A 20,371-nucleotide genomic window follows, 5' to 3' on the forward strand; every position below is an offset into this window, starting at 1 on the left:
GCACGCAGGTCCTAAATCCGTCTCTAACCCTTTTCCCTTTTATACCATTTTTTAAGAAACTCGTAATTGCCGAGGTAACTATGATCCTATTTTATGTGGCATTACCCATCCAGTAGAGCGAAGAGCCGCAATTATTTATACTAAGAATGGAACTAAGATGGCTTGAATCAATTAAATCTTCTTCACATTTTAGAGTAATATCAATATAAAAATCTTGCAATGGAACTGGCTTGTCTTTATAAAGTATTGTTTTTGTTTTGCTATATTTCTTTTTTCCCACCTCGACATATTTTATAAATTTATGAAGTGTTTTTTCCTCTAACTTAGATAAATTACTTCCAAACACCTCAGAAAAAATATTGAAGATAAATTCTGAAGACCCCAACTTACTTACCTTCATATCTAGTTACCCTGCCTTTCACAACGTATCATTCAATTCCGAAAAAATTGCATCAATAACTTTAGATAGTTTTCGTTGTGAATCTATATCGGTAATAATGAAAGACTGAGCATTCTTAATAGTAAGAAGAACTTCCTGCCCGTTAATTTTGCTTAGATTCGCATTTTCAATACCATCTCTAAACTTACCAAGGAAGTCCTTGATTGCTACTGCAGAAGGTGAATTCTCTTTTATCTCGTTCCACTTTTCATAATATTCTTCGACTAGTTGGGAGAGGGGAACACTGGATTGAGATTTTTTACTTTGTAGCGTTCTTACTACAAAAGTTAGATGGTCAGTTATCTTTTTTTCCAATTCAGATAATGACCCGTAAGTTTCCAATAGCCCTTTACTCATTAAACTATTTTTATATGCTCTTAGCGCTTCTAATTGCTTAAAGTCGATTGAATCAAGCTCAACTGGTAACGATGAGAAATATAACATTACCATTTTTCCGTTACTGCGCATAAGTTCTATTTCTTCAATAGTACCCGATTCAGCTACACCTGTTGGGGAACCAATCCTCGTCCAAAAAGAACCAATAAGGATATCACAGCTATCTACAAATTGTTTATTTAGCAATCCTTGTGGCCTATCCCCAAGTTCAGGGTACGAATGTGTTTCCCATTTTACGGGAAGAAGCACCATCAAATACTCTTCAGAATTAATTGCGTTCCAATTATTTATTACATTAGTAATCAATTTCCTTTCTTCCTTCAGATCGGAAGGAGACGCAATCAATACTTTATATACATTTGCGCTAAATGGCATTAAACCCACTCCCTTACATCATTCGATATATACTACATTTATTCGTCATGTTTTTCTATTCCCCTTTAAGGAAGGTATCAATCACCCTTGGGTGGTGGTAGCCAGTACCTAATGATTTGGGTTTTTATCAAAAAAATATACTTTTCCCTTGTTAGCTCCGCACAAAAAAAATTAGAATTGAATACCTATGAAAGAAAATTTGCGAGGAGGCAATTTTATAACCAAATCGAAGCAATCTCGATTATTACCATGTACCCAAAATCACTAGATTCCATCATTAAGAAAGACTAAATGGTTACCTTCGCTTTCTCGCATTATTTACAGATATTTGCGGTTGAGATCTTTACTCAATCTTTGTTAAACCATGACATCTTTCTTCTTATAATGTAACCGAGCAATTCTAGGGGGTGATATCCGACAGGTTAATGACGATTGAAGAAGTGGCTTATTATTTGAACCTTTCGCCACGAACAATTTACAGGAAAATATACGAGGGTGAACTCTTTGCTTCCAAGGTCGAGGGATACACCTGGCTGCTCACCGATAGATCTCCAATTTTTTATGTTAATTTTTTTGATTTTCACAACTTTACTCCTTGTTTGTACTTTAGTACTTATTGTAAATTTACTATAGCGTTATGCTAAATACTCTTACAAAAAAGGATCACAAACTAATATAGCTCCAGACACACATGAAAGACGAATTTTAGAGTATCCTTCATGATACAACCCCGATAAATAATCTATTTATACGATTCGCCTAACTTTTAACACATGCAGACCCTGTTCTAAATAATCAGCAAAAGGCATCTTAGCAAGCATATGATCAATAACAATCTCTTTTGTATCTTTGCCTTCAAGAAACTTATATATGCTCCCTAAGGCTTTGTTTGCGTCAAAGCGCTCATAGAACTCTTCTACTTCTCTATAGTAGTCATTAAGACTCTCATAGCGATCTTTAAGAATATATTCGTCACGACCTATGTACATAACAGATTCAATCAAAATTACATCTGAATAGTTCAATGCTTCAAGCCTTTTAATAACTATTTGTCTGGATACATCTTTGATTTCATATGCAGCATCTTGCTCAACGGCTTTTCTATATGTACGGGCATTTTGAGCAACGCTAACTATCTCATCTTGGATTTCTTTAACCCTATCAAGATACATATAAGCCCCTCTTTTCGCATTTGAATACGAGTTCTAATTTTATTTAAGGTTTCTTATGCGATCCACAACTCGCTCAATTAGTAAAATTATACCACATCCGCAAGAATTTTCGCAGTTATATTGTTGAAAAATGTGGAACCATAGGCCACTCCATGTCTCTAGCCCTATTAGTTTTTACTGGTAGTCTATCCCACTGCATTTTTAGCCGCCTTCACTTCGATAAAACTTCTCTTTTATTGAAATGAAATATCCATTAATTTCAACCCTCATGCCTTTCATTTCGTTTCAAATCACTTCGAGCCAACTCCAGAGCTACAGCTATTTTTATACGATTAATCTTACTTTTACCTTTCATATATTCTGAAAGCATCATAGTTTTAATAATTGGTTCAGAACTTGAATCTAATCGATCAGTCTCAATAATTGCAACTATATCAGTGTTAATGAGATATGTATAAATATCCTCGGCTTGTTCAGGTGTCCAATCTATTACATATACTGTAATCATGTTAGGAAAATGTTTTCGTAATGTCTTTATTTCTGTTTTATTTCCAGCTTGTTCATTAAACAAAGCTTCATTCGATTTTATTAACTGCCGTCTAAAGTCTTGTTCAGTTTTACTACCGATAAGTTTCATTTCGTCACTTCCTGATTATTGGTGAAATAAGACACTTTTTATCCTGACCTTAGCAGAATGAAATCCATGTTTTATTTATACTTGCCACATTTGGCACATAGCTTCGCACTAGGCGTTCTTAATGGTTTTCCGCAATATTTGCATGGCTCTCCATAAAGCGAAAACCTATGGTGCATTATTGCATTATGATGCACCCCTGCAATCCCTGTTATTTTCTCATATTCCCTAACAACAGGACTAAATCTCTCATTCATCGAAATCTTATCAAGTGGCAGACTATGCTCTTGTCTAAATTCTTTTGTTGCTTTGAAACATTCCCCATAAAGTTCATATATCCTTGTGTATTCATCTTCTTCTAACATGGGCATTTCACTATTGCATCGCCAGCACCATAACATTTTCATAAATTCACGAATCATCCCCAACGAATAAAATTGCTCTTTATTTGAACAAATACTTTGCTAAAACCATTAATAAAGCAATTGCAATAAACATTAATGAACCAACAAATAGAATAAAAAGAAACACTTTAATTAATTTTCTAATGTAAGTTTTACTTGGCTCATCAACCAAGAATGATAATAAGAGTGAAATTAAACACAAAGCGAGGAATTGCCACTTATATCCAATATGTAAATAAACGATTATTGCGTAGAGTAAAGAACCGCCATACGATAAGAATTTTGTTTTTTTTGTCATGTTATAATGCTCCAACCTCTTCTATAGGGTTTCTTATAAATTCTATGTCCTATTACTCGTATATTTTTGATGCGTATAGAATATCAGCAAGCATCTTCCATGATGGTTGCTCTGGAATGGGTTGATTAGTATTGTTATAGTAACTATCCATTGTTCCTATCCATGCTTCCACATTTTCAAGGTATCTTTCTAACGTTGGATTTTCCCAATCGTCGTTACTTGTAGCTAAGTCCTTCCTAAGGGCGGAAAGAAACTTAATGAAATCCTCTTTTGACCTTATTTCATGTATCATTTTATATAGAAGCATATAACCCTCCGCAATCAAATTGCTAAATTGCTCATTTATCTAGAAAATCACCGTTTTTTGATTTTCATCGTTATTTTTGGTAGCCATTTTAACATTTCTTCAATATTTTTTTTTGATTCTTCCGAATCAGTCCAACCACGACTTTCCTTCATTTTCCTGATAATAAATGGCTCATATACTTTTTGAAGTCGCCAATTTGTTATGTATTTAGAGGAAGTTATGACTGTTTGAAAACTCTTCCTTCTCTTTGTCCTGCCAATAACTTTTATTTCTTCATAGCCATCACCCCAAAGTGGAGGAAAGCAGTATACTTTAGCATTTGGACTGAATTTCTTTGTTCCTTGTTTTATTTCTTTATTTTCGCCATAATATCTTTCCTGAATGATGTTTCCAATCAAGCACCAAATAAACGATTTATTAGAAGATTCGCTTTCAACATGTTTTTCCTCATTCACATATCCCACTCTCCTTCAAATAAAATCGTGCTTTCATCTAATTGTTTTAGTGTGGTGTTGTTATGCCTTATCATTACAAGCAATACAACCACCAAAGTGAAGTAGAATCCCGTGTCTATCGCATTTCTGATATCCTTCTGAAGGATTAAAAGTATAATCTGCAATGCTATCACTAATCCATTCGCGATATTCTTTATCATCAATATATTCAGAGTCAAATTTTGATATTAATTCCATGAAATTATTGAGAAACCCAAATACTAATTCTTCATTAGGATTATAATTTAATTTATCCCATCCCAATTTAGATTTTGCACCTTTAATTACATCAATTAAAAACCCTTGTTCAGTATCAAAATTAGTATGCTCCCAAGGCATTTCAGCTACATCAAAACCACCATTTCCAAGACCTCTTACTTCAATATCGTGTTCCAATAACCACAATATTAATTCCATTTCTTTTTTAGTAGTAGCAAGAACAGAGCCACTTAAACCTAGTACAGTAAGAAAAACTGTGAACCCTCCATTACTCATACTAAAATTACTATCTATCGAGTCGTTTGTAACATAATTCCCCAATATAAATACCGCCTTCAATTTCAAGTTTTCTCATCAAATAGAATCTAATACCTTTAAGCCCGCCTTGAGTGATACTCATGCAAGTAGTAAAATTATACCATATGTCTGAAGAATGAATGAGGAATTGTTTATTAAAATGAACTTGCCATCCCGTCCCATCAGAGTTAACATACACACACTCGAAGAAGGGAAGGGGAGAGACACATGGAAGATTGGCCGGAATGGGTTGTTAAGGGGTTACGTCAGAGGTTTGATGATGTATCGCTCATCGTGGAGCAGCAGGAGCACATTGTCCCATTAATCAAAAAGTCTTCAAAATTGCTAACGAGTTTGAAAAGCCAAGTAGATGAATCTGCTTTGGTGATTGTGCTGGAGTGGGAGGAGGCTGTTCAATATCAGCAATCGGCTGAAAAGGAATGGCTTTATTTGAGAGGGGTTAAGGATGGCATGGGGATGATGAAGGAAATAAATCTGTATCTGAACAAGAATCGTCTGGAATATTAACGAGCAAACAGCATGGAATCGACCCATGCTATCTGTCGCTGTTGGATACTTGAGACTTTAGGTTACTCGATGATTTCTTCCATCTCTAGTCCACTTTTCAGGGTAAAAACAAAATGCGCTGGCGAGAGAAGGGTTATCTTCTCAACCAGCGCATGGAATACGTCATCGTCAAATTGTTCTAATAAATCCTGCCGCGCATTCATTACTTGTATGATTTCATGAGCACGTTGTGTAATTTGGGCTTTTTGATCGATGTCTTTCTCAAGGAGAGCTTTCTTCTGACGAAGTGTATCCAACTCTTGGGATATCCGAGCGTTTTCTTCATTGTACACCGTCTCGTCAATCTGATCCCGAAGCTTCAAATTTACCAATCCCTTGAGGTCGGTCTTTAGTTGCTCCATGTTCTGCTCCAATTGAAGCAGTGGCTCATGGCCTGATCGCTTGGACAAGATTGTTTCAATATTTGCTTTGAGTGTTTGGATAAATCCATCTTTATTTTCATGCATTCGGTTAAACACTCGCACAAATGCATCCTGTAGCACATGTTCATCAACCGCCTTGGCAGCACATGCTTCTTTACCTTCATTGACATAAGTTCTGCATTGCCATACGACTTTTTTGTATGCGTTGTTGCTGTTCCATGTACGCCGTTTAAAGTTGGCTCCGCAGCATCCGCAGAACACTTTGCTGCTCAGTGCATATTTGCTGGAGTATTTTTTACGTTTGCCCATTGTATTGCCCTTCAGCATAGCGCGGCGCTCTTTTTCTTTCTGCACCGCTTCGAACATTTCCTTGGAGATAATTGGCTCATGGTTATCTTCAATGAGATATTGCTGTTCTTGTCCGTGATTTTTGATGCGCTTATGGGTGAGAAAATCAACTGTGACTGTTTTCTGCTGAAGCAAGGCTCCGTAATATTTTTCATTGGTGAGTATAATCGTGATTGAAGAGTCCCACCATTTATCGCCGCCGGTGATCGTTTTGATCTTGTCTCGCATCAAGCCTTTGGCGATAGCTTCGTAACTTTTGCCCTCCAGATACTCCTCGTAGATGCGCTGTACAATCGCGGCTTCTTTTTCGTTAATGACCAGTTCGCCATGTTCGTCTTTATCGTAGCCAAGGAAGCGAGTGGTGTTGCAGAATACTTTGCCGTTTTGGAATCCTTTCAGAATACCCCAACGTGAGTTTTCGGAAATGTTCCGACTCTCGTCTTGGGCAATGGAACTGAAAATCGTCAGGAAGACTTCGCCGGAAGATTCGAGTGTGTTAATGTTTTCTTTTTCAAATAGGACAGCTACGCCCAGACTCTTCAGTTCGCGCACATACTTGAGCAAATCTAATGTATTCCTTGAAAATCTCGATATCGATTTGACCAATATCAAATCAATCTTACCATCTCTAGCATCCGGTATCATTCGGTTAAAGTCGGTTCGATGCTTGGTTCCAGTACCCGAAATCCCCTCGTCCGCGTAGACATCTACGAAATCCCAATCCGCATTATTTTGAATATATTTCGTATAATGTCGTAGCTGGTTCTCGTAACTTTCCTTTTGCTCCAAATGCTCCGTGCTGACTCTGCAATATGCTGCGACTCGTTTCTTTTGAATCTGCTGAATCCCATCCAGTGTCTCTAATGTCCTAATTGGTACGACAACAACCTTCTTTAATACTTTTGCCATACATTTCCCCCTTAACGTATATTCCTTTTGCAGTCACATGTTATAATTGTCCCGGCACATCATCAAGTCCATTTCAACCCAATCTACGGGCTGTTGAAGGATTTTTTATTCAATAAATCGATCTCCAAAAACTCTTCTTCGGTGATTAGATTTTGGGATTTCAGTTGTTTGAGTAGGCTCAAGCTGAGCATGTAGTCGATGGATTTTTTCTTCATATGTAATTGGCTCCTTTTATAATTGAAAATAAAAAATGGCCTACCCAAAAGGGCAAGCCGAATATGTATGAAATCAAAATAGACTTTTAAGTTGAATCGTCTTCTCAATTGTTACAGTTGGGTCACTCGATAAGGTGGCAGACAATACGATGTATTTGTTCACATAGCTGGATGAAGTTCCTGCTCTAATCGTTATGCTATTTTCTGTACTTGCCGTAATTGTCGCCATAATAGGTGTGGAGTTATCCTGGTTTCGAATACTCCATTGCACCGACTGATCAAACACCTCATTGCTATTATCATAAACATGGCTGATGTAAGAACCGCTTTGACCTATTCTTATTGTTGAATTGCCGGTTATCGAAATTGAATAATTATGCGTCAGAGCCTCAACTGTTGTAATTTGGATCTCAGCCTGAACGTTTGGATGATAGGTCAGTTTTGCAGTAATTGTCGCTTGCCCAATTTGCAGCCCCGTAACCTTGCCTTGATGATCCACGCTGATTACATTCGGATCGCTTGAAGTGAAGGCAATCGGTGCATGGGGGAGAAGAGAGCCATTGTCCGTAACTGTACATTTCAACTGTAAAGTATCATGGATCAGCACACTTGCTGTCGCTCCATTATCTATCGTTAATTCGTAGTTATGAGCAATCTCATATTTCCAGCGCTCAGCTATGTTATTATCTACGTCATCTTCTACTAATTTTAAATCCAGTATGCAGCTTAGTTGGATCATCCCTTTTACAGTACGATCTATGCCAACCACTTTAAAAGGCTGATGCGTATTGTAGAAGCGCTGGCTTAGCACAATATCCCTTGTATCGGCGCTATCCTGCAAATAAACGTTAATATTCCCCTCGGGTATCGATATCACTGTTTCATCATGAATTGAAAATGTCTTCCCTTCTACGAGGGCATCAAACCATTTCACATTGCCTTGAAAGTTAAATGCGATGCTATAATTGCATTTACGCATTCTGCCGCGATACGAATGTTCATTACGATCTATTTCACTTGTGATTAAATAACGTTCATTCCGATAATCAATAAAATCACCAGTATGTAAGAGAGTTACAGTTCGGATGATTTTCTCATCAGTTGACTGTATGTTATTGTCTGCATCCCGGATTAGCGCTAACTGTTGCACGCCGTTTATATGTACAGGTTCACCTTTCTCTCGAAGGAAAAAGTCCAGCAAAGGTTCTATGCTTCGTGTCATTAGTTTCCTCCTATGCAAAGTCTGGCTTACAACGATACAAATACAGTTCCAGATAATCGCTCCATTCCTTCAAGTCCAAGATGATGAAAATGTGATCGGCAATTCGGACGTAACTGTTCCAGTGTAAACCAGATGCCTGATCGCAAAAGGCTCGATGAGTGATTTCTAACGTATATCCATCTTCATAAGAGATGCTTTTACTATGTGGCTGCACATCTGCATAAATTGTTTTTATCATTGCCAAATTGACTGAATCCAGAATCTCCAGTTTTGTATCATTGAACATGCTCAATAGCCCACTTGTATTTTTGGCAGGGGAAGGGCGAGTCGAATACTTTCTGGAATACCCGGCTCGTACTTGGCTGAGCGTTCACCTTCCTGTTTGTCCGTAAGACCGACTGAATCCTTATTTTTATACAGGTATACCGCATAATCGACAACTACTTCGTCATAAGCAGGAGGGAGGAGGCCAATGTTGCAGTAGCCAAGAATATTACTTCTAGCCTTGTTCAAGTAATGCGCGAGAATGTCGTCTTTCGAAACGTCCGTTAATTCTATGCCAAGCAGCCGTTTCATCAGATCTAATTGTCCATTCATATCGTAACCTCTTTCTCATTGCGCTTAGTCTGTTTCGTTTCTTGTTTGGGTTCATCTATGTGTTCATAGTTGGCGTTGGCCTGCAATCGAAGCATTAATTCCTGATCCACAACTTCCCACTTTAATCCTGTCTCTTTATTTAAAAACCACATGTACATCAGCCTCCTGAAATGAAAATGGGGGCATCCAAGACGGACACCCCGAACGTGTTTCTTCTATATATAATGAGTTCTCGATTATGACTTGTTTGCCGTAAGCACAGCTAATGCTTCAGGTTTGATACATTTTGCTCCAAACACCTGCAAGCCTTTGAGGGCATCGGAAAACTGCTTCTCAGGACGATAAGCCTCCACTGAATCCACTTGTCCTGCAAATGAGATGGCACTTTTATGACCGGCGATGATTTTATATTTGGCTCCCGCTGTATGAGGCACATTGTTGGATTTATAAACCGCCATATTATCGATATTGCCGACAAAGCCTGTTCGCATCACATTAGCATCTTTCGTATAGCGAGGGTCTTTGACAAGGAGGCCGTAGTACCAAGCAGGAACCACGACAAAACGATCTCCTTCGGGTACATCGTTTTCATCGAGAATGACGCCCAGATCAACAAGTAAATCATAAGCTGTGTCCTTCGTCGGAACAATCGGCGTCGTATCGTTACCAATGGTATTGCCAGCTTTAACCTCCGTATAAAATCCAGCAATATATTGATCGACCACATTAGCGAGTCCATAGGATGCTTCGACAATCCCGCCATCCAGTAGATTAACATTGGCTTGAGCCTTATCTACATCATCGATTTGAAAGTTAAAATACTTCGCCTGATCGATGACCAGATTTTTTTGCGTAGAGTCAAGTTCTTCCGGATTACCGATGCCTGTAGATTTGTTATAGTTACCGATGGTTACGGCACCAATCGAATTAATTTTAACCGTGGAGCCTTGTCCTTTGATCTCGCCCTCGTAATCATGATTGACACAATTTCCAAAAACGAGATTTTTCTTAAAACTTTCATTTAAACGTGCGCTCCAAATGGTTGGAATAAAATTTTGTACTGACATATGTTTTCACCTTGTCCTTTTCATTTTATTGTTTGTTTTGTAAGGCTTGTTTGACTTGTTCCCAATTCTTATTGATTTCGTCTTGGGACATACTTTTGATGGCATCCATCGTGAATGTCTTCCCTGTTGGATCAGCAGGAGGCGTATAGCCGTCGCCTTTAAGCCGTTGTTCGACTTGCTGCTGAACCGCCAATTGGAGTGACTGTTCGAGTACATCCAGATTTGTTGTCGTGCTATCCTCATCTGCGCCAATAAAAAAATCCACTAATGAGAGTGGAAGTTTCTTTTCGCTGGCTATTTTGATGGCTTGATTCGTTAATCGCTCACGGAGTTTTTCTTGCTTCATGTTCTCCACTTCGGCACGTAAACGCTCGACTTCAATTTCTTTTTCATCCTTTGCAGGAAAACGTTTCTTAATTTCCGCATCCAGTAAACTTTCCAGATGATTTGACTTCCACGTTTCTAATGACTTTGCTGATCGCTTATCGACGGTGCTGTCGAACCAACTCTTGACTTCCTTGTCGGATTGGATGAATTGCTCGATACCTTCAACGCTGTAAGGATTCAAGCCCTGAAGATACGATTGCAATTCCTCATTTAATTTGTTGTCCTCGATAAATTGTTTAACCTCATTAACGTTCATTTTCATTAATCTCCTTTATAGCCCATTCGACTCTTCTGAACCGAACACGCATGATTTTTATTTTGGAGCAGTTTAACGTCATACTCAGGACAAGAATGTTACGCAATAGAAACTGTAAAAATGGGGAAAAGGTATAAATCCCTTAACCCTTCATTTTGGACTATATTTTGCCCTTGATTTATAATGCTTTTTGATGCGCCTAATGAACAACATCAAGCTTGCTTTTGTCGTATCTGCCGCACCCGTCATTTCGATTGCTTTGGATGAGATTTTTCTGGCAACGGAATGTTGTTCTTTAGAAATCATAAAAACGAGGAAAAGGTACAAACATACCATACCCTCATTTTTGCCTATATTTTCCCCTTGATTTATATGGCTTTTTGATAGCTCTAATGAACAACATTAAGCCTGTTTTTTTCGTATCTGCCTCATCCATAATTTGGACTTTTCATTACGATTCTTTTGCTTACACTTTTCACAGTAAGCTTGCCGGTTAGAATTAGCCGAGAATGTTTCACCACATTTCTTACAATTAACCTTTGGCTTGGCTGCCTTAGACTCCACCTCCATATTCCGTTCCATCTTATATTCGCGCTCCAACTTTTCATCCATTGGCAACACGCCATTTTCAAAATATCGGCAACTTGTTAGCTGATCATCTTGTCTAAAAAATACGCATGAGCCATCTTTCCAGCAACAATAATTCGAGATGCCATGTTTATCGCCCAGATAGGAGGCACAGTTATTTTTGACGAGTTGTTTAATTTTGTTTTTATTTTGCATGCTGTACTTCTCCAATTCCATTAGCTAAACGTTGCTGTTCAGCGTGATATTTATTTAATTCCAGCTTCGGATTCTCGACAAAAGGTAGCAGCGTGAGCAAAGTTTCCTGCGATACCACATCTTGCAGCTTCACGATTACATCAGCTACTCCCGGCAAATCAGTTGGCAAGTTTCTGGTGAACTTCACAGCGATATCCCGGTAATCGTACTGAACGCCTTCTTTTATATGCAGAAACGTGAAGAAATTTCGTAGACGCTGCTTGATCGCTTTTTCCATTAATGCTTCACGTATCGCTACTCGATTCTCCAAATTGAGCAGTTTGTTTCGGAGTGCAAGGGAGGAGGTATTTGATGCCCAATTTTCATTAAAATTAACCTGATCCATCATGTCGAAGATTTTACGTTCAATATTGTCCAATTCGTTTTTTACGAACGAATCGTTGATTTCTTTTGTAAGCCAGCTAACCTTACCTCCCGCTGGAACTTGAATAATGCCCATCTTCTTCATGTTGAGTAAGTCCTCTGCTTCCAACTTGGCATTCTCAATAACCAAATAAGCATTTCTGTGGTCGGCAATTTCATTAACCAAATCTGAATTGAGCGCATTATACGCATCAAACAAAGAAATCACATCTTGGAAGCCGCTTTTCCTCTCCGTATTGGCTGGACAGGGGATAAGAGGGACTCTTCCAAAGATGTGATTATGTTTGCCGATATATTGGAGTTCACTACTGATTTCATAATGTAAAATCTCATTGTCGGTGTAAACGTCCAAGTAAACTTTGTCATCAAATCGTCGAGTAAACTTGTGTAGCCCCAATAGCACGTTTCGTTCCGCGGTTCCATCCTCTAAAACATAAGCATTAAGCGGGGAGAGAACCGTTGCTGAAAATTGCCCATCGGAATCAATGTAATTCAACTCATAACTCTCCCCGAATATTTCACTTTGTTTCCGCAGATTGATGTTATGCTCCTTATCCCAATGGCTCATATGCAGATCCATTTTATGAGTGATTTCATCGTGATCCGACTTTGATACATAGTTGACTGGCTTGCCGAGGAGATATCCTACTTCATTGTCGACGAATTTTCTTGGGAAGTTGAATATCAGTTTGCGGTTGCTTCGGCTCTCCTGCATCGCGTAATCCTTCAGAATCGCATGTTGACCGTTGTAGTAATCAAAATATTTCTGTTTCGCTATGGCTGCTCGATTGAGTTCGTTTAAACATTCTTGAATCATCGTTTCGGTAATCTGCATTTCATCGTTTCCTTTCAAAATAGTAAATTTCGATCATAAAACTTTAAACTTTTAACCTCTTGAGCCATTTTTACTGCCCCATGTAGGCTATCTACTGCATCATCGTATTTACAATTCCTGTTATAATCCTTAATTTGATTGTTATACTGGATGTTAGCTGGATTGAATAGGATGTGTCCTTTCTTGATATCCGGCTCCAAGCTGATAATCCGCTCATGCTTCTGCCCACGGCTGTTTACACTTTCAACGTGCTTACGTATGCTAACCTTCCATAGCGCTTCCTCAAACTTTTGCTTCATATAATCTTGGGCAGCTACCGTTTCAAATCCAATCTTATCCACTGGATATATGCTCAACTTTTCAATTGCCACTTGAAACAAATCATCCGGCAGCAGTTTATACACGTTACCGTCAATCACATAAATTTGCTTCGTCTTTCGATGCTGCCCGATAATCGAGATAGCCGAGTAATCATTTTTCTTACCGGCTTTGATTGCGGGGTCAATGTACATGGCATTCTCCATTTCCTCATACTCAGGCAGACTCTCCCAATACATGAGATTTTGGAAAATGTACTCGTCTGTTGAGCGCGGATCGTTTTGTAATTCTTTATAGAAGCTCTTCTCTCCCATTGCCTGTTTCTTGCACATTAAATAATAGTAGTCGAGGTATTCAGGCCACAATATCTCGGTTCCTTCGAGCATTACTTCTTTATGGGCATGAAAAAAAGACAAGGCTGTGTTAACCCTGTCTTCGTCCTGCAAATTATTATATTTGGCTTCCCATTCACTCCATAAATCATCACGTTCGGAAAATTGAATGACTGCTGATTTACGGATACTTCTGACACCAGGTATTTTCCCTTTGAGTAAGTCAGCCATCAAGTCTTCTTCATTTAGAATTGTGCCGCAGATTAAGATGTTCGTGTCCCGCGTACCAATAGGGAGGATGACATCTGTAAAGGTGCTTTTAATTTGTTCACGTTTCGTTTCAGATCGGGCTGTATCTTCCTTGAGTAGATCATCCATCAAAACCAATGTCGGTCTGTGATGCTTATAATGGATGCCACGAAGTGAACCGTCGATCCCACGAATCATGATGCAAGAATCTAATCCACTTTTACTCCGAAGCCATATCTCATTCGAATTCCATCTGCTTCCTTTACGGATACCAAAATCCTCTATGAGCATCATATTCGTTTCAAGCTCATCCTTGATCATATCCAGAAAGGGGAGGGCAATCTGCTCCGTTGCAGATATAATGAGCGTGAACTGAGATTTATCATAAAGAGTCGCATATAGCGGAAATAAAAAAGAACTGATCGTAGACTTTCCATGTTCCCGAGGGAGTCCGAAAGCCGTAATCAGTCCTGCATTGGCAAGCATATGTTTTAACTCTATGAATAGCTCTTTGTGAAACTGTCCAAACTCTCGATCAAAGTATTTCGGAAAATAGCACAGGGCAAAAAATTCAATGTCTATTTCACCAATTAATTTACGAAGTTCGGAGAAGGAAAAGGTTTCGACCAGTTGCTTGATTTTAGCTGGCTTGAAGTGCTTCTCCATATAGTGTCTGAGTAATGCGTTCTGCCGTTGTTGTTCTGTGTTTAAAAACTCTATGATTTTGGCTCCTTTCATTATGTCGATGAATTAGATTTTTAAAAATAAATGGTTTTTGTTGAAGGAAATTGCTTACCTTCAAGTAATATGGATTCCTTGGCTACCGTCATCTTATCATTTAACCACCCTACAAAAGCGGATGCTCTATAATTAACACCCCATTTACATCCATCCCTATAAATCCAATACTTATGATCTATTTCTTTATTATATAGCCATTCAAGAAACTCCTTTTGTAGTAGTTCAATTCGTTCCCCCAGTTCATCTGCGATATAAATAAACTCTTGGTGCATTCCAAAATCGACCTTCACAATCAAGCTATTTACCCCCTCTAATCTTCACCCTATTTTAGGACAACTAAAACTTCTCAATAGTTGTACTTTCTCCTTAAAATCATCAAAAAAATTTCTGCACCACCTGCTGGCGGCTCCAGTTTCACCGTTAGAAGTACCCCTCCCATGACAACGACAAAAAGAGCGGCTCATCACCACTCAATATTCGCCAATGCCATTTCCATATCCTGCTGTGTAGTCAAAGTATAGATATTCGTCGTTGATACATGATCATGGCCGAGTATCTGCTGAATCGTCGTCAGAGGAGTCGTTTTTACTAACCTATACGCCAGAGTATGGCGCAGCATATGGGGAGTCACCTTCACATTTACCCGATCACCATATTTGTTTAATATCAAGTTAATTGCATTCCGCTCTAATGCGCCGCGCTGCCCGATAAATAAATATTCGGATTCACATTCTGGCCGGACTTCCAAATATCTCGTTATCGCTTTTCGCGCTTCCTTATTAATCGGTATCGTTCGGAAGGAGTTTCCCTTGCCATATACCATCAATGTTCCTTTACGTTCGGACAGGTCAATATCCTTCAGCCTAATGCCGACCAATTCACTTACTCGTATGCCGGTTCCAATTAATATTTCAATCATGCAAATGTGCATGCGATTACCAAAACGATGGATCTCATTTCTCAACTTCCACAAATCCTTATCTTCTAATCCTTTATATTGTCTAGTATCCTTGTTTCTAATCGCTTCAATATGTATGGCTTCCTGTATATAGCCTTGTTTGTGCATCCACTGACAGAATACGTTAATGCTGGCTATCTTGCGGTTGATCGTGATAACAGCTTGGTCGGTACTTTGCAGATACTTTTTGTATTCTACGCCATCCAGTTCAATTAATTTTTCTAATCCATACTCCGTTTTCCCTCGATACCAAGCCACAAATTGCAACGTATCCCGAATGTAGCAGGAAATCGTATTCTCACTCCGATCCTTACTCCGTAAATACGCCTCAAACCCTTGTAAATACGGCATAGCGCCCCCACCTTTCGCATCATTGTGTCACATGATAGCGTGGGGCAGGGGAGAGAGTCAAGACTCACATAACTTATCTTATGCAGTGTAAATGGGCGATTTTGGAGGATTATTCGGGCTGAAACTGGCGTTTATCTATCGAATTAGTGACGACATAACCTTAAGGAGTATCGTCATCCGGCTCCTCGAATCCATCGTCTACCATGACCGATTCCTCCAGTAATTCACCTTCGGCTTCTATTGCATCAGATTCGATCATATCAAGGAATAGTTGCTTGCGTTGCTGCTCCAGTGTTTTCGTATCGACAACAATCTCGCGGCGGTCACTCCATTCATTTGGAGCGCGATTCTTTAAATAGAAGATCATCGCTGTAGGGTTAGGGGGCTGATGGCGCTTAATCTTCTCGATACGGGTTCGCTTCTTGCCATTTTTGTCCTCTTCAACAATAGTTTTGATTTCTTCATATTCATAACCCATTGCCAATTTAAAAAGTGAAGTTTCCACTCGATTGATAGTAACAGACTTGCTCCAATTTATTAGCTCGGCAAACGCGGGATGCTTATTGGTATTCTCATACCACGATGCAGGATGGATGCCTAATTTCTCACTCATTTGCTCATTGGTTAATCCCTCTTGGCACCAATCTCGAATCTCGTTAAATCGCGGTACAATATGGGTTTCATATTTCGATGGACGTTCCATTATTTTTGCAAATTTCGGATGCTTCTTTCTATAGTCACCTATTGTCCAAACGTGTATATCCAGCCGGACAGCTATCTCTTCATCCGTTATGCCTTCTTTGACCCATTGCTTGATCTCATCCAGACGCGGTAACACGTTCAATTCATACTTGGTTGGCTTCTTTGGGTTCTTTTCTCTTGCCATAATCACCTCACCTCCAATACAAAAAAGCCTATGCAATTACTGCATAGACTGGTTTTATATTTTTACATATAGTTGTTTTGTTTCAAATTCATTGCATCCATTCAACTCTTCGTTAGAACAAGCATGACTATTTTATTCAGTCTTCTTCATCAATCTCGTATGTACCATCGAAAATGTGGTCAATAAACACACTTGGAGACTTATTAAATTTTTTCCAATCTACATTATGGAGAATCACCATTTTTTGGTGTTCAACATCATAGCTTCCAAGCACTTTCATTGATGGAATCCACACCAAAAATCCGAGTGAATCATACGCATCAACTTCAAATAGAAGATTTAACATCTTAGTACCTTCAAACTCTATCTCTGTAACATCCATGATTGAACAAAACTCGATATAATTTATATATTTCGAGTCGGAAAGTTCAACACGTTTTCTTTTCTCACCGAGACCTTTTATGATTACAGTTGGCAACCCCGCACTTTTAATTTCTGCTATCTTATTATCCAAATCATGCAGTTCTTTTGGTTCATAAAAAGCTATTAAATCCATTATTTCTTTATTTTTTTGTTTTTTTGCTAGGGAGTACGGACGATAACCAAAATGGTTTTTTAATACAGGATCTGCACCATTTTTTAATAAGAAATCAGCAATTTCTAAATGTCCAAATAGAACGGCATAATGGAGAGGAGTATTGGATTCATCCGAGTGTTTGTCAAACACTTGATAGTTGATATTAGCTTTTTCCTCCACCAACAGTTGGACAATCTCCCGATTCCCTCTTGATGACGCAACTTGGAGGGCAATGCCTCCGTGTTTATGAATATCTAGATCATTGCGAAGCAGAAACCTCACTAAATCAATATTTCCATCATAAGAAGCGTGCCATAAAGCTGATGTTCCCACATGAGATGTTGCATTAATGTTCGCTCCTCGGTCTAGTACATATTGTATTTCTTCAATATTCCCCCTTCTAGATGCACAAACAATTGCAGGGGAGTGTGATTCATTAAGTTCCGCTCCATTGTCAATCAACAACTTTACTATTTCAAAGTCATACTCGCGAAATCCACACCAACTGTAATCTAAGTATGTAGCAGTTCCCGGGGCTCGATAATTCAAGTCGATACCTGAAGATATTAATGTTTTAACAATCTCAATATCTTTATTTTTGAACGCATTTATCAATTCTTGATTCATCATGGAGTGTTCACCCTCAATTTTTATTTCATATAGATGCTATGCATTGGTAAACAATTTGACTCTCTAATTAATCTATCCTGCCTTGAACGTTAAACACGAGCTTTGCCGATTTATCTATTTTCAACAAAAAGGTACATACTTCCTCCCTGTAACATAAAAAGGACTGATTTCTCAGCCCCTATTCCTGACCCTGCAACTCCCATTCATAAAACAATTCGATATCCTCAATCACCTTTTGAATCTGCTCATTATCCTCCTTGGCTTCATCTTCCCCAAGTACGTTAACCCTTTCCATCCGCATATCTCGTAAAAATTGAAGCACCATATTGATCTTCGCTTTGTCCATAGGATCACCCTTTCGGTTTAGTCAGCACATGATACCTCTGACTTAGCCGACTCAGCAACAACATCCTGATACCCATACTTCACACCATCCCGAATCAAATATACTTCACTATCGCTACCAATATGGGCAATATACCGCTTAACAATCACATCTGCATATTTCGGGTCTAACTCACATGTATAGCTGATCCGATCAGTCTCTTCACATGCAATCAAAGTCGAACCTGAGCCACCAAATGGATCAAGTACAATATCACCAATTTTGCTTGAGTTTTTGATAGGGTAGGAGATAAGGGGAACGGGTTTTGAAGTTGGATGATGCTCACTTCGGAAAGGACGATCAAATTGCCACAGGGTAGTTTGCTTCCTATCCGAGTTCCAGTAATGAGCAGCTCCTTGACGCCATCCAAAAATAATTGGCTCATGCATATAATGATATTGAGAATGTCCGAGCACCATTGTCTGCTTCGCCCAAATGCAACATTGAGATAATTTAAATCCAGCAGCTTTAAATGCCAATCGGAAACTAATGCCTTGCGTTTCCGCATGAAACACATAGATACTCGCTCCATCATCAGCAACCTCATACATTCTTGTATAAGCAGCCAATAAAAACTCATAAAATTGATCATTGCCCATTTTATCGTTTTCAATTTTCAGCGCATCTTTCGTCTTACCTGTATAATCCACATTGTAAGGGGGATCAGTGACGATCAATCGGGCTCTCTTACCATCCATCAATGTTGCCATATCATGTTCATTCGTACTGTCTCCGCAAATGAGCCGATGCTTCCCCAATAACCAAACATCGCCTTTACGTGTAATTGGATCATCTGGTAATGCCTCATCAACGTCGAAATCATCTTCCTCTGGATCATCACTTGTATGAAATTCATCCAGCAATTTCTCAGCTTCCGACCAGTCAAAGCCAGTCAAACTCAAGTCATAATCAGCCGATTTTAATTCTTGCATCTCCTGAGCCAACAATTCAAAATTCCACTCTGCATATTCAGCCGTTTTATTATCAGCGATTCTGAAGGCTTTCACCTGTTCAGGCGTCAAATCATCCACCAGGATCGTCGGGACTTCATTCAGCCCAAGTTTCTTAGCAGCTAATAGGCGAGTATGACCAGCTATAATTTCATGGTTACTGTCAATCAGGATTGGATTTTTGAATCCATAATTCTGAATACTTGACGCAACCTTATCTACGGCCTTCTCATTGTCCCTTGCATTATTTACGTAGGGTATTAGCCTATTTACGTCTAGCCATCTTATTTCCAATCCATCTCACCAACCCTCTAATTCCTTTATATACTTCTTCCAAAACAATGATGATGACAACGATTCCAAACAAATTCGCTAATAATAGTAAAATATCCATAATTCCTTCTCCTCTCCAAATAGAAAAGAACCCTAACATTCGGCTAGAGTTCCCATAAATGTTCATTTTCTAAATTGACTTCTTGAATCGCCATTTTAAATCATCATACTGCATCTGGTATGTCCAATATTTTAAATTGTTGTACCATTTCAATTTGCTCATTTGCTCACCTCTTTTTGGGTAGGGAAAGGGGACATGACACTTTCCAAATTTTAAACAACAAAAAAGAGCCATACGAATACGGCTCCAATTATTCATTCAATTGTTTGATTGACAACATATGATAAACCAAAATTTTTCCATCACACAATTGCCTATCTACGGGCTGACAAGCCCATACATATGGAATGATCAAGAATAATTAAATGAAAAAATAATAATCAAAATTTATACATATGACTCTGTGGGATAGGGGAACACTCCACCAATTTATTCACTCCGCTTTGCTACGTTTATAAATTGCTGCCGCCGTTTCCCCTCCCACACCCAACCCCATGGGCGGCTAAGTTAAATCTCTCAACTTGCACTGTTTCTTATATATATTATTATAGAAAAGTGTGCAAGTTAAGATTC

Annotated in this window: 29 protein-coding genes; 2 read left to right on the plus strand and 27 right to left on the minus strand. The window is 38.8% G+C overall.

Annotated elements, in window-relative coordinates; all coding sequences use genetic code 11:
- Positions 1-91 precede the first annotated feature (91 nt).
- Both AC3G2T_RS02655 and AC3G2T_RS02660 read right to left on the minus strand, forming a co-directional pair.
- Entirely contained in the window at positions 92-400 is a 309-nt protein-coding gene (locus tag AC3G2T_RS02655; RefSeq protein ID WP_488434429.1) for a hypothetical protein, read from the minus strand.
- Positions 401-418: 18 nt separating this feature from the next.
- Positions 419-1,210, minus strand: coding sequence for a DUF4062 domain-containing protein (locus tag AC3G2T_RS02660; protein WP_488434430.1), 792 nt, complete (start codon positions 1,208-1,210; stop codon positions 419-421).
- A 425-nt stretch (positions 1,211-1,635) separates the two neighbouring features.
- Between AC3G2T_RS02660 and AC3G2T_RS02665 the strand changes: the two genes are divergently transcribed.
- Positions 1,636-1,854 carry a helix-turn-helix domain-containing protein gene (locus tag AC3G2T_RS02665; RefSeq protein ID WP_488434431.1) on the plus strand — a complete coding sequence of 73 codons (219 nt, stop codon included), beginning with the start codon at positions 1,636-1,638 and terminating at the stop codon, positions 1,852-1,854.
- A gap of 102 nt (positions 1,855-1,956) precedes the next feature.
- Here the strand turns inward: AC3G2T_RS02665 and AC3G2T_RS02670 are convergent, their stop codons facing one another.
- From AC3G2T_RS02670 to AC3G2T_RS02700, 7 genes are all read right to left on the minus strand, one after another.
- On the minus strand, positions 1,957-2,382 hold the full coding sequence (locus tag AC3G2T_RS02670; protein ID WP_488434432.1) for a hypothetical protein: 426 nt from the start codon (positions 2,380-2,382) through the stop codon (positions 1,957-1,959).
- A gap of 259 nt (positions 2,383-2,641) precedes the next feature.
- Positions 2,642-3,019, minus strand: coding sequence for a hypothetical protein (locus AC3G2T_RS02675; RefSeq protein ID WP_488434433.1), 378 nt, complete (start codon positions 3,017-3,019; stop codon positions 2,642-2,644).
- A gap of 71 nt (positions 3,020-3,090) precedes the next feature.
- Positions 3,091-3,381 (minus strand): hypothetical protein, encoded by a 291-nt coding sequence (locus tag AC3G2T_RS02680; protein WP_488434434.1) that lies wholly within the window; start codon positions 3,379-3,381, stop codon positions 3,091-3,093.
- A gap of 79 nt (positions 3,382-3,460) precedes the next feature.
- Complete coding sequence (locus tag AC3G2T_RS02685) at positions 3,461-3,718, minus strand: hypothetical protein (protein WP_488434435.1); 258 nt, start codon at positions 3,716-3,718, stop codon at positions 3,461-3,463.
- Between the two features lie 52 nt (positions 3,719-3,770).
- Positions 3,771-4,025 (minus strand): DUF7660 family protein, encoded by a 255-nt coding sequence (locus AC3G2T_RS02690; protein WP_488434436.1) that lies wholly within the window; start codon positions 4,023-4,025, stop codon positions 3,771-3,773.
- Positions 4,026-4,072: 47 nt separating this feature from the next.
- Positions 4,073-4,480 carry a hypothetical protein gene (locus tag AC3G2T_RS02695; protein ID WP_488434437.1) on the minus strand — a complete coding sequence of 136 codons (408 nt, stop codon included), beginning with the start codon at positions 4,478-4,480 and terminating at the stop codon, positions 4,073-4,075.
- Positions 4,481-4,540: 60 nt separating this feature from the next.
- Positions 4,541-5,059, minus strand: coding sequence for a hypothetical protein (locus AC3G2T_RS02700; RefSeq protein WP_488434438.1), 519 nt, complete (start codon positions 5,057-5,059; stop codon positions 4,541-4,543).
- Positions 5,060-5,263: 204 nt separating this feature from the next.
- On the opposite strand from AC3G2T_RS02700, the gene AC3G2T_RS02705 reads away from it, so the two are divergent.
- Complete coding sequence (locus AC3G2T_RS02705; RefSeq protein ID WP_488434439.1) at positions 5,264-5,563, plus strand: hypothetical protein; 300 nt, start codon at positions 5,264-5,266, stop codon at positions 5,561-5,563.
- A 62-nt stretch (positions 5,564-5,625) separates the two neighbouring features.
- Here the strand turns inward: AC3G2T_RS02705 and AC3G2T_RS02710 are convergent, their stop codons facing one another.
- From AC3G2T_RS02710 to AC3G2T_RS02795, 18 genes are all read right to left on the minus strand, one after another.
- Positions 5,626-7,242, minus strand: coding sequence for a recombinase family protein (locus AC3G2T_RS02710; protein ID WP_488434440.1), 1,617 nt, complete (start codon positions 7,240-7,242; stop codon positions 5,626-5,628).
- Between the two features lie 83 nt (positions 7,243-7,325).
- Positions 7,326-7,457 (minus strand): SHOCT domain-containing protein, encoded by a 132-nt coding sequence (locus AC3G2T_RS02715; RefSeq protein ID WP_488434441.1) that lies wholly within the window; start codon positions 7,455-7,457, stop codon positions 7,326-7,328.
- A 73-nt stretch (positions 7,458-7,530) separates the two neighbouring features.
- Complete coding sequence (locus AC3G2T_RS02720) at positions 7,531-8,679, minus strand: Ig-like domain-containing protein (RefSeq protein WP_488434442.1); 1,149 nt, start codon at positions 8,677-8,679, stop codon at positions 7,531-7,533.
- Positions 8,680-8,689: 10 nt separating this feature from the next.
- The gene (locus tag AC3G2T_RS02725) at positions 8,690-8,965 is read right to left on the minus strand and encodes a hypothetical protein (protein ID WP_488434443.1); all 276 of its coding nucleotides are present in this window, start codon (positions 8,963-8,965) and stop codon (positions 8,690-8,692) included.
- A 2-nt stretch (positions 8,966-8,967) separates the two neighbouring features.
- The gene (locus AC3G2T_RS02730) at positions 8,968-9,276 is read right to left on the minus strand and encodes a phage head-tail connector protein (protein ID WP_488434444.1); all 309 of its coding nucleotides are present in this window, start codon (positions 9,274-9,276) and stop codon (positions 8,968-8,970) included.
- Entirely contained in the window at positions 9,273-9,428 is a 156-nt protein-coding gene (locus AC3G2T_RS02735; protein ID WP_488434445.1) for a hypothetical protein, read from the minus strand. Before AC3G2T_RS02735 ends, AC3G2T_RS02730 begins: the two co-directional genes overlap by 4 nt.
- Before the next feature lie 84 nt (positions 9,429-9,512).
- The gene (locus tag AC3G2T_RS02740) at positions 9,513-10,343 is read right to left on the minus strand and encodes a phage major capsid protein (protein WP_488434446.1); all 831 of its coding nucleotides are present in this window, start codon (positions 10,341-10,343) and stop codon (positions 9,513-9,515) included.
- 25 nt (positions 10,344-10,368) lie between these two features.
- Positions 10,369-10,986, minus strand: a complete 618-nt coding sequence (locus tag AC3G2T_RS02745) for a DUF4355 domain-containing protein (protein WP_488434447.1) — start codon at positions 10,984-10,986, stop codon at positions 10,369-10,371.
- Between the two features lie 402 nt (positions 10,987-11,388).
- A complete protein-coding gene (locus tag AC3G2T_RS02750; protein WP_488434448.1) occupies positions 11,389-11,769 on the minus strand; it encodes a cysteine-rich VLP protein in 381 nt (126 codons plus the stop codon).
- A complete protein-coding gene (locus AC3G2T_RS02755) occupies positions 11,759-13,027 on the minus strand; it encodes a phage portal protein (protein ID WP_488434449.1) in 1,269 nt (422 codons plus the stop codon). The genes AC3G2T_RS02750 and AC3G2T_RS02755 overlap by 11 nt, the downstream gene beginning before the upstream one ends.
- A gap of 14 nt (positions 13,028-13,041) precedes the next feature.
- Positions 13,042-14,664 (minus strand): phage terminase large subunit, encoded by a 1,623-nt coding sequence (gene terL, locus AC3G2T_RS02760; protein ID WP_488434450.1) that lies wholly within the window; start codon positions 14,662-14,664, stop codon positions 13,042-13,044.
- 20 nt (positions 14,665-14,684) lie between these two features.
- Entirely contained in the window at positions 14,685-14,963 is a 279-nt protein-coding gene (locus tag AC3G2T_RS02765; protein ID WP_488434451.1) for a hypothetical protein, read from the minus strand.
- 167 nt (positions 14,964-15,130) lie between these two features.
- Positions 15,131-15,976, minus strand: coding sequence for a tyrosine-type recombinase/integrase (locus AC3G2T_RS02770; protein ID WP_488434452.1), 846 nt, complete (start codon positions 15,974-15,976; stop codon positions 15,131-15,133).
- 160 nt (positions 15,977-16,136) lie between these two features.
- Positions 16,137-16,862, minus strand: a complete 726-nt coding sequence (locus tag AC3G2T_RS02775) for a transposase (protein ID WP_488434453.1) — start codon at positions 16,860-16,862, stop codon at positions 16,137-16,139.
- A gap of 136 nt (positions 16,863-16,998) precedes the next feature.
- Entirely contained in the window at positions 16,999-18,069 is a 1,071-nt protein-coding gene (locus tag AC3G2T_RS02780; protein WP_488434454.1) for an ankyrin repeat domain-containing protein, read from the minus strand.
- Between the two features lie 178 nt (positions 18,070-18,247).
- The gene (locus AC3G2T_RS02785) at positions 18,248-18,415 is read right to left on the minus strand and encodes a hypothetical protein (protein WP_488434455.1); all 168 of its coding nucleotides are present in this window, start codon (positions 18,413-18,415) and stop codon (positions 18,248-18,250) included.
- Between the two features lie 17 nt (positions 18,416-18,432).
- The gene (locus AC3G2T_RS02790; protein WP_488434456.1) at positions 18,433-19,698 is read right to left on the minus strand and encodes a DNA modification methylase; all 1,266 of its coding nucleotides are present in this window, start codon (positions 19,696-19,698) and stop codon (positions 18,433-18,435) included.
- On the minus strand, positions 19,670-19,798 hold the full coding sequence (locus AC3G2T_RS02795) for a hypothetical protein (protein WP_488434457.1): 129 nt from the start codon (positions 19,796-19,798) through the stop codon (positions 19,670-19,672). The genes AC3G2T_RS02790 and AC3G2T_RS02795 overlap by 29 nt, the downstream gene beginning before the upstream one ends.
- Positions 19,799-20,371: the final 573 nt, after the last annotated feature.

This window comes from Paenibacillus sp. sgz302191 (assembly GCF_057749925.1).

Coding starts and splice junctions, on each gene's coding strand:
- AC3G2T_RS02655 (WP_488434429.1), bottom strand. CDS start 400: ATGAAGGTAAGTAAGTTGGGGTCTTCAGAATTTATCTTCAATATTTTT.
- AC3G2T_RS02660 (WP_488434430.1), bottom strand. CDS start 1,210: ATGCCATTTAGCGCAAATGTATATAAAGTATTGATTGCGTCTCCTTCC.
- AC3G2T_RS02665 (WP_488434431.1), top strand. CDS start 1,636: ATGACGATTGAAGAAGTGGCTTATTATTTGAACCTTTCGCCACGAACA.
- AC3G2T_RS02670 (WP_488434432.1), bottom strand. CDS start 2,382: ATGTATCTTGATAGGGTTAAAGAAATCCAAGATGAGATAGTTAGCGTT.
- AC3G2T_RS02675 (WP_488434433.1), bottom strand. CDS start 3,019: ATGAAACTTATCGGTAGTAAAACTGAACAAGACTTTAGACGGCAGTTA.
- AC3G2T_RS02680 (WP_488434434.1), bottom strand. CDS start 3,381: ATGTTAGAAGAAGATGAATACACAAGGATATATGAACTTTATGGGGAA.
- AC3G2T_RS02685 (WP_488434435.1), bottom strand. CDS start 3,718: ATGACAAAAAAAACAAAATTCTTATCGTATGGCGGTTCTTTACTCTAC.
- AC3G2T_RS02690 (WP_488434436.1), bottom strand. CDS start 4,025: ATGCTTCTATATAAAATGATACATGAAATAAGGTCAAAAGAGGATTTC.
- AC3G2T_RS02705 (WP_488434439.1), top strand. CDS start 5,264: ATGGAAGATTGGCCGGAATGGGTTGTTAAGGGGTTACGTCAGAGGTTT.
- AC3G2T_RS02710 (WP_488434440.1), bottom strand. CDS start 7,242: ATGGCAAAAGTATTAAAGAAGGTTGTTGTCGTACCAATTAGGACATTA.
- AC3G2T_RS02715 (WP_488434441.1), bottom strand. CDS start 7,457: ATGAAGAAAAAATCCATCGACTACATGCTCAGCTTGAGCCTACTCAAA.
- AC3G2T_RS02720 (WP_488434442.1), bottom strand. CDS start 8,679: ATGACACGAAGCATAGAACCTTTGCTGGACTTTTTCCTTCGAGAGAAA.
- AC3G2T_RS02725 (WP_488434443.1), bottom strand. CDS start 8,965: ATGTTCAATGATACAAAACTGGAGATTCTGGATTCAGTCAATTTGGCA.
- AC3G2T_RS02730 (WP_488434444.1), bottom strand. CDS start 9,276: ATGAATGGACAATTAGATCTGATGAAACGGCTGCTTGGCATAGAATTA.
- AC3G2T_RS02735 (WP_488434445.1), bottom strand. CDS start 9,428: ATGTGGTTTTTAAATAAAGAGACAGGATTAAAGTGGGAAGTTGTGGAT.
- AC3G2T_RS02740 (WP_488434446.1), bottom strand. CDS start 10,343: ATGTCAGTACAAAATTTTATTCCAACCATTTGGAGCGCACGTTTAAAT.
- AC3G2T_RS02745 (WP_488434447.1), bottom strand. CDS start 10,986: ATGAACGTTAATGAGGTTAAACAATTTATCGAGGACAACAAATTAAAT.
- AC3G2T_RS02750 (WP_488434448.1), bottom strand. CDS start 11,769: ATGCAAAATAAAAACAAAATTAAACAACTCGTCAAAAATAACTGTGCC.
- AC3G2T_RS02755 (WP_488434449.1), bottom strand. CDS start 13,027: ATGCAGATTACCGAAACGATGATTCAAGAATGTTTAAACGAACTCAAT.
- terL (WP_488434450.1), bottom strand. CDS start 14,664: ATGAAAGGAGCCAAAATCATAGAGTTTTTAAACACAGAACAACAACGG.
- AC3G2T_RS02770 (WP_488434452.1), bottom strand. CDS start 15,976: ATGCCGTATTTACAAGGGTTTGAGGCGTATTTACGGAGTAAGGATCGG.
- AC3G2T_RS02775 (WP_488434453.1), bottom strand. CDS start 16,862: ATGGCAAGAGAAAAGAACCCAAAGAAGCCAACCAAGTATGAATTGAAC.
- AC3G2T_RS02780 (WP_488434454.1), bottom strand. CDS start 18,069: ATGATGAATCAAGAATTGATAAATGCGTTCAAAAATAAAGATATTGAG.
- AC3G2T_RS02785 (WP_488434455.1), bottom strand. CDS start 18,415: ATGGACAAAGCGAAGATCAATATGGTGCTTCAATTTTTACGAGATATG.
- AC3G2T_RS02795 (WP_488434457.1), bottom strand. CDS start 19,798: ATGGATATTTTACTATTATTAGCGAATTTGTTTGGAATCGTTGTCATC.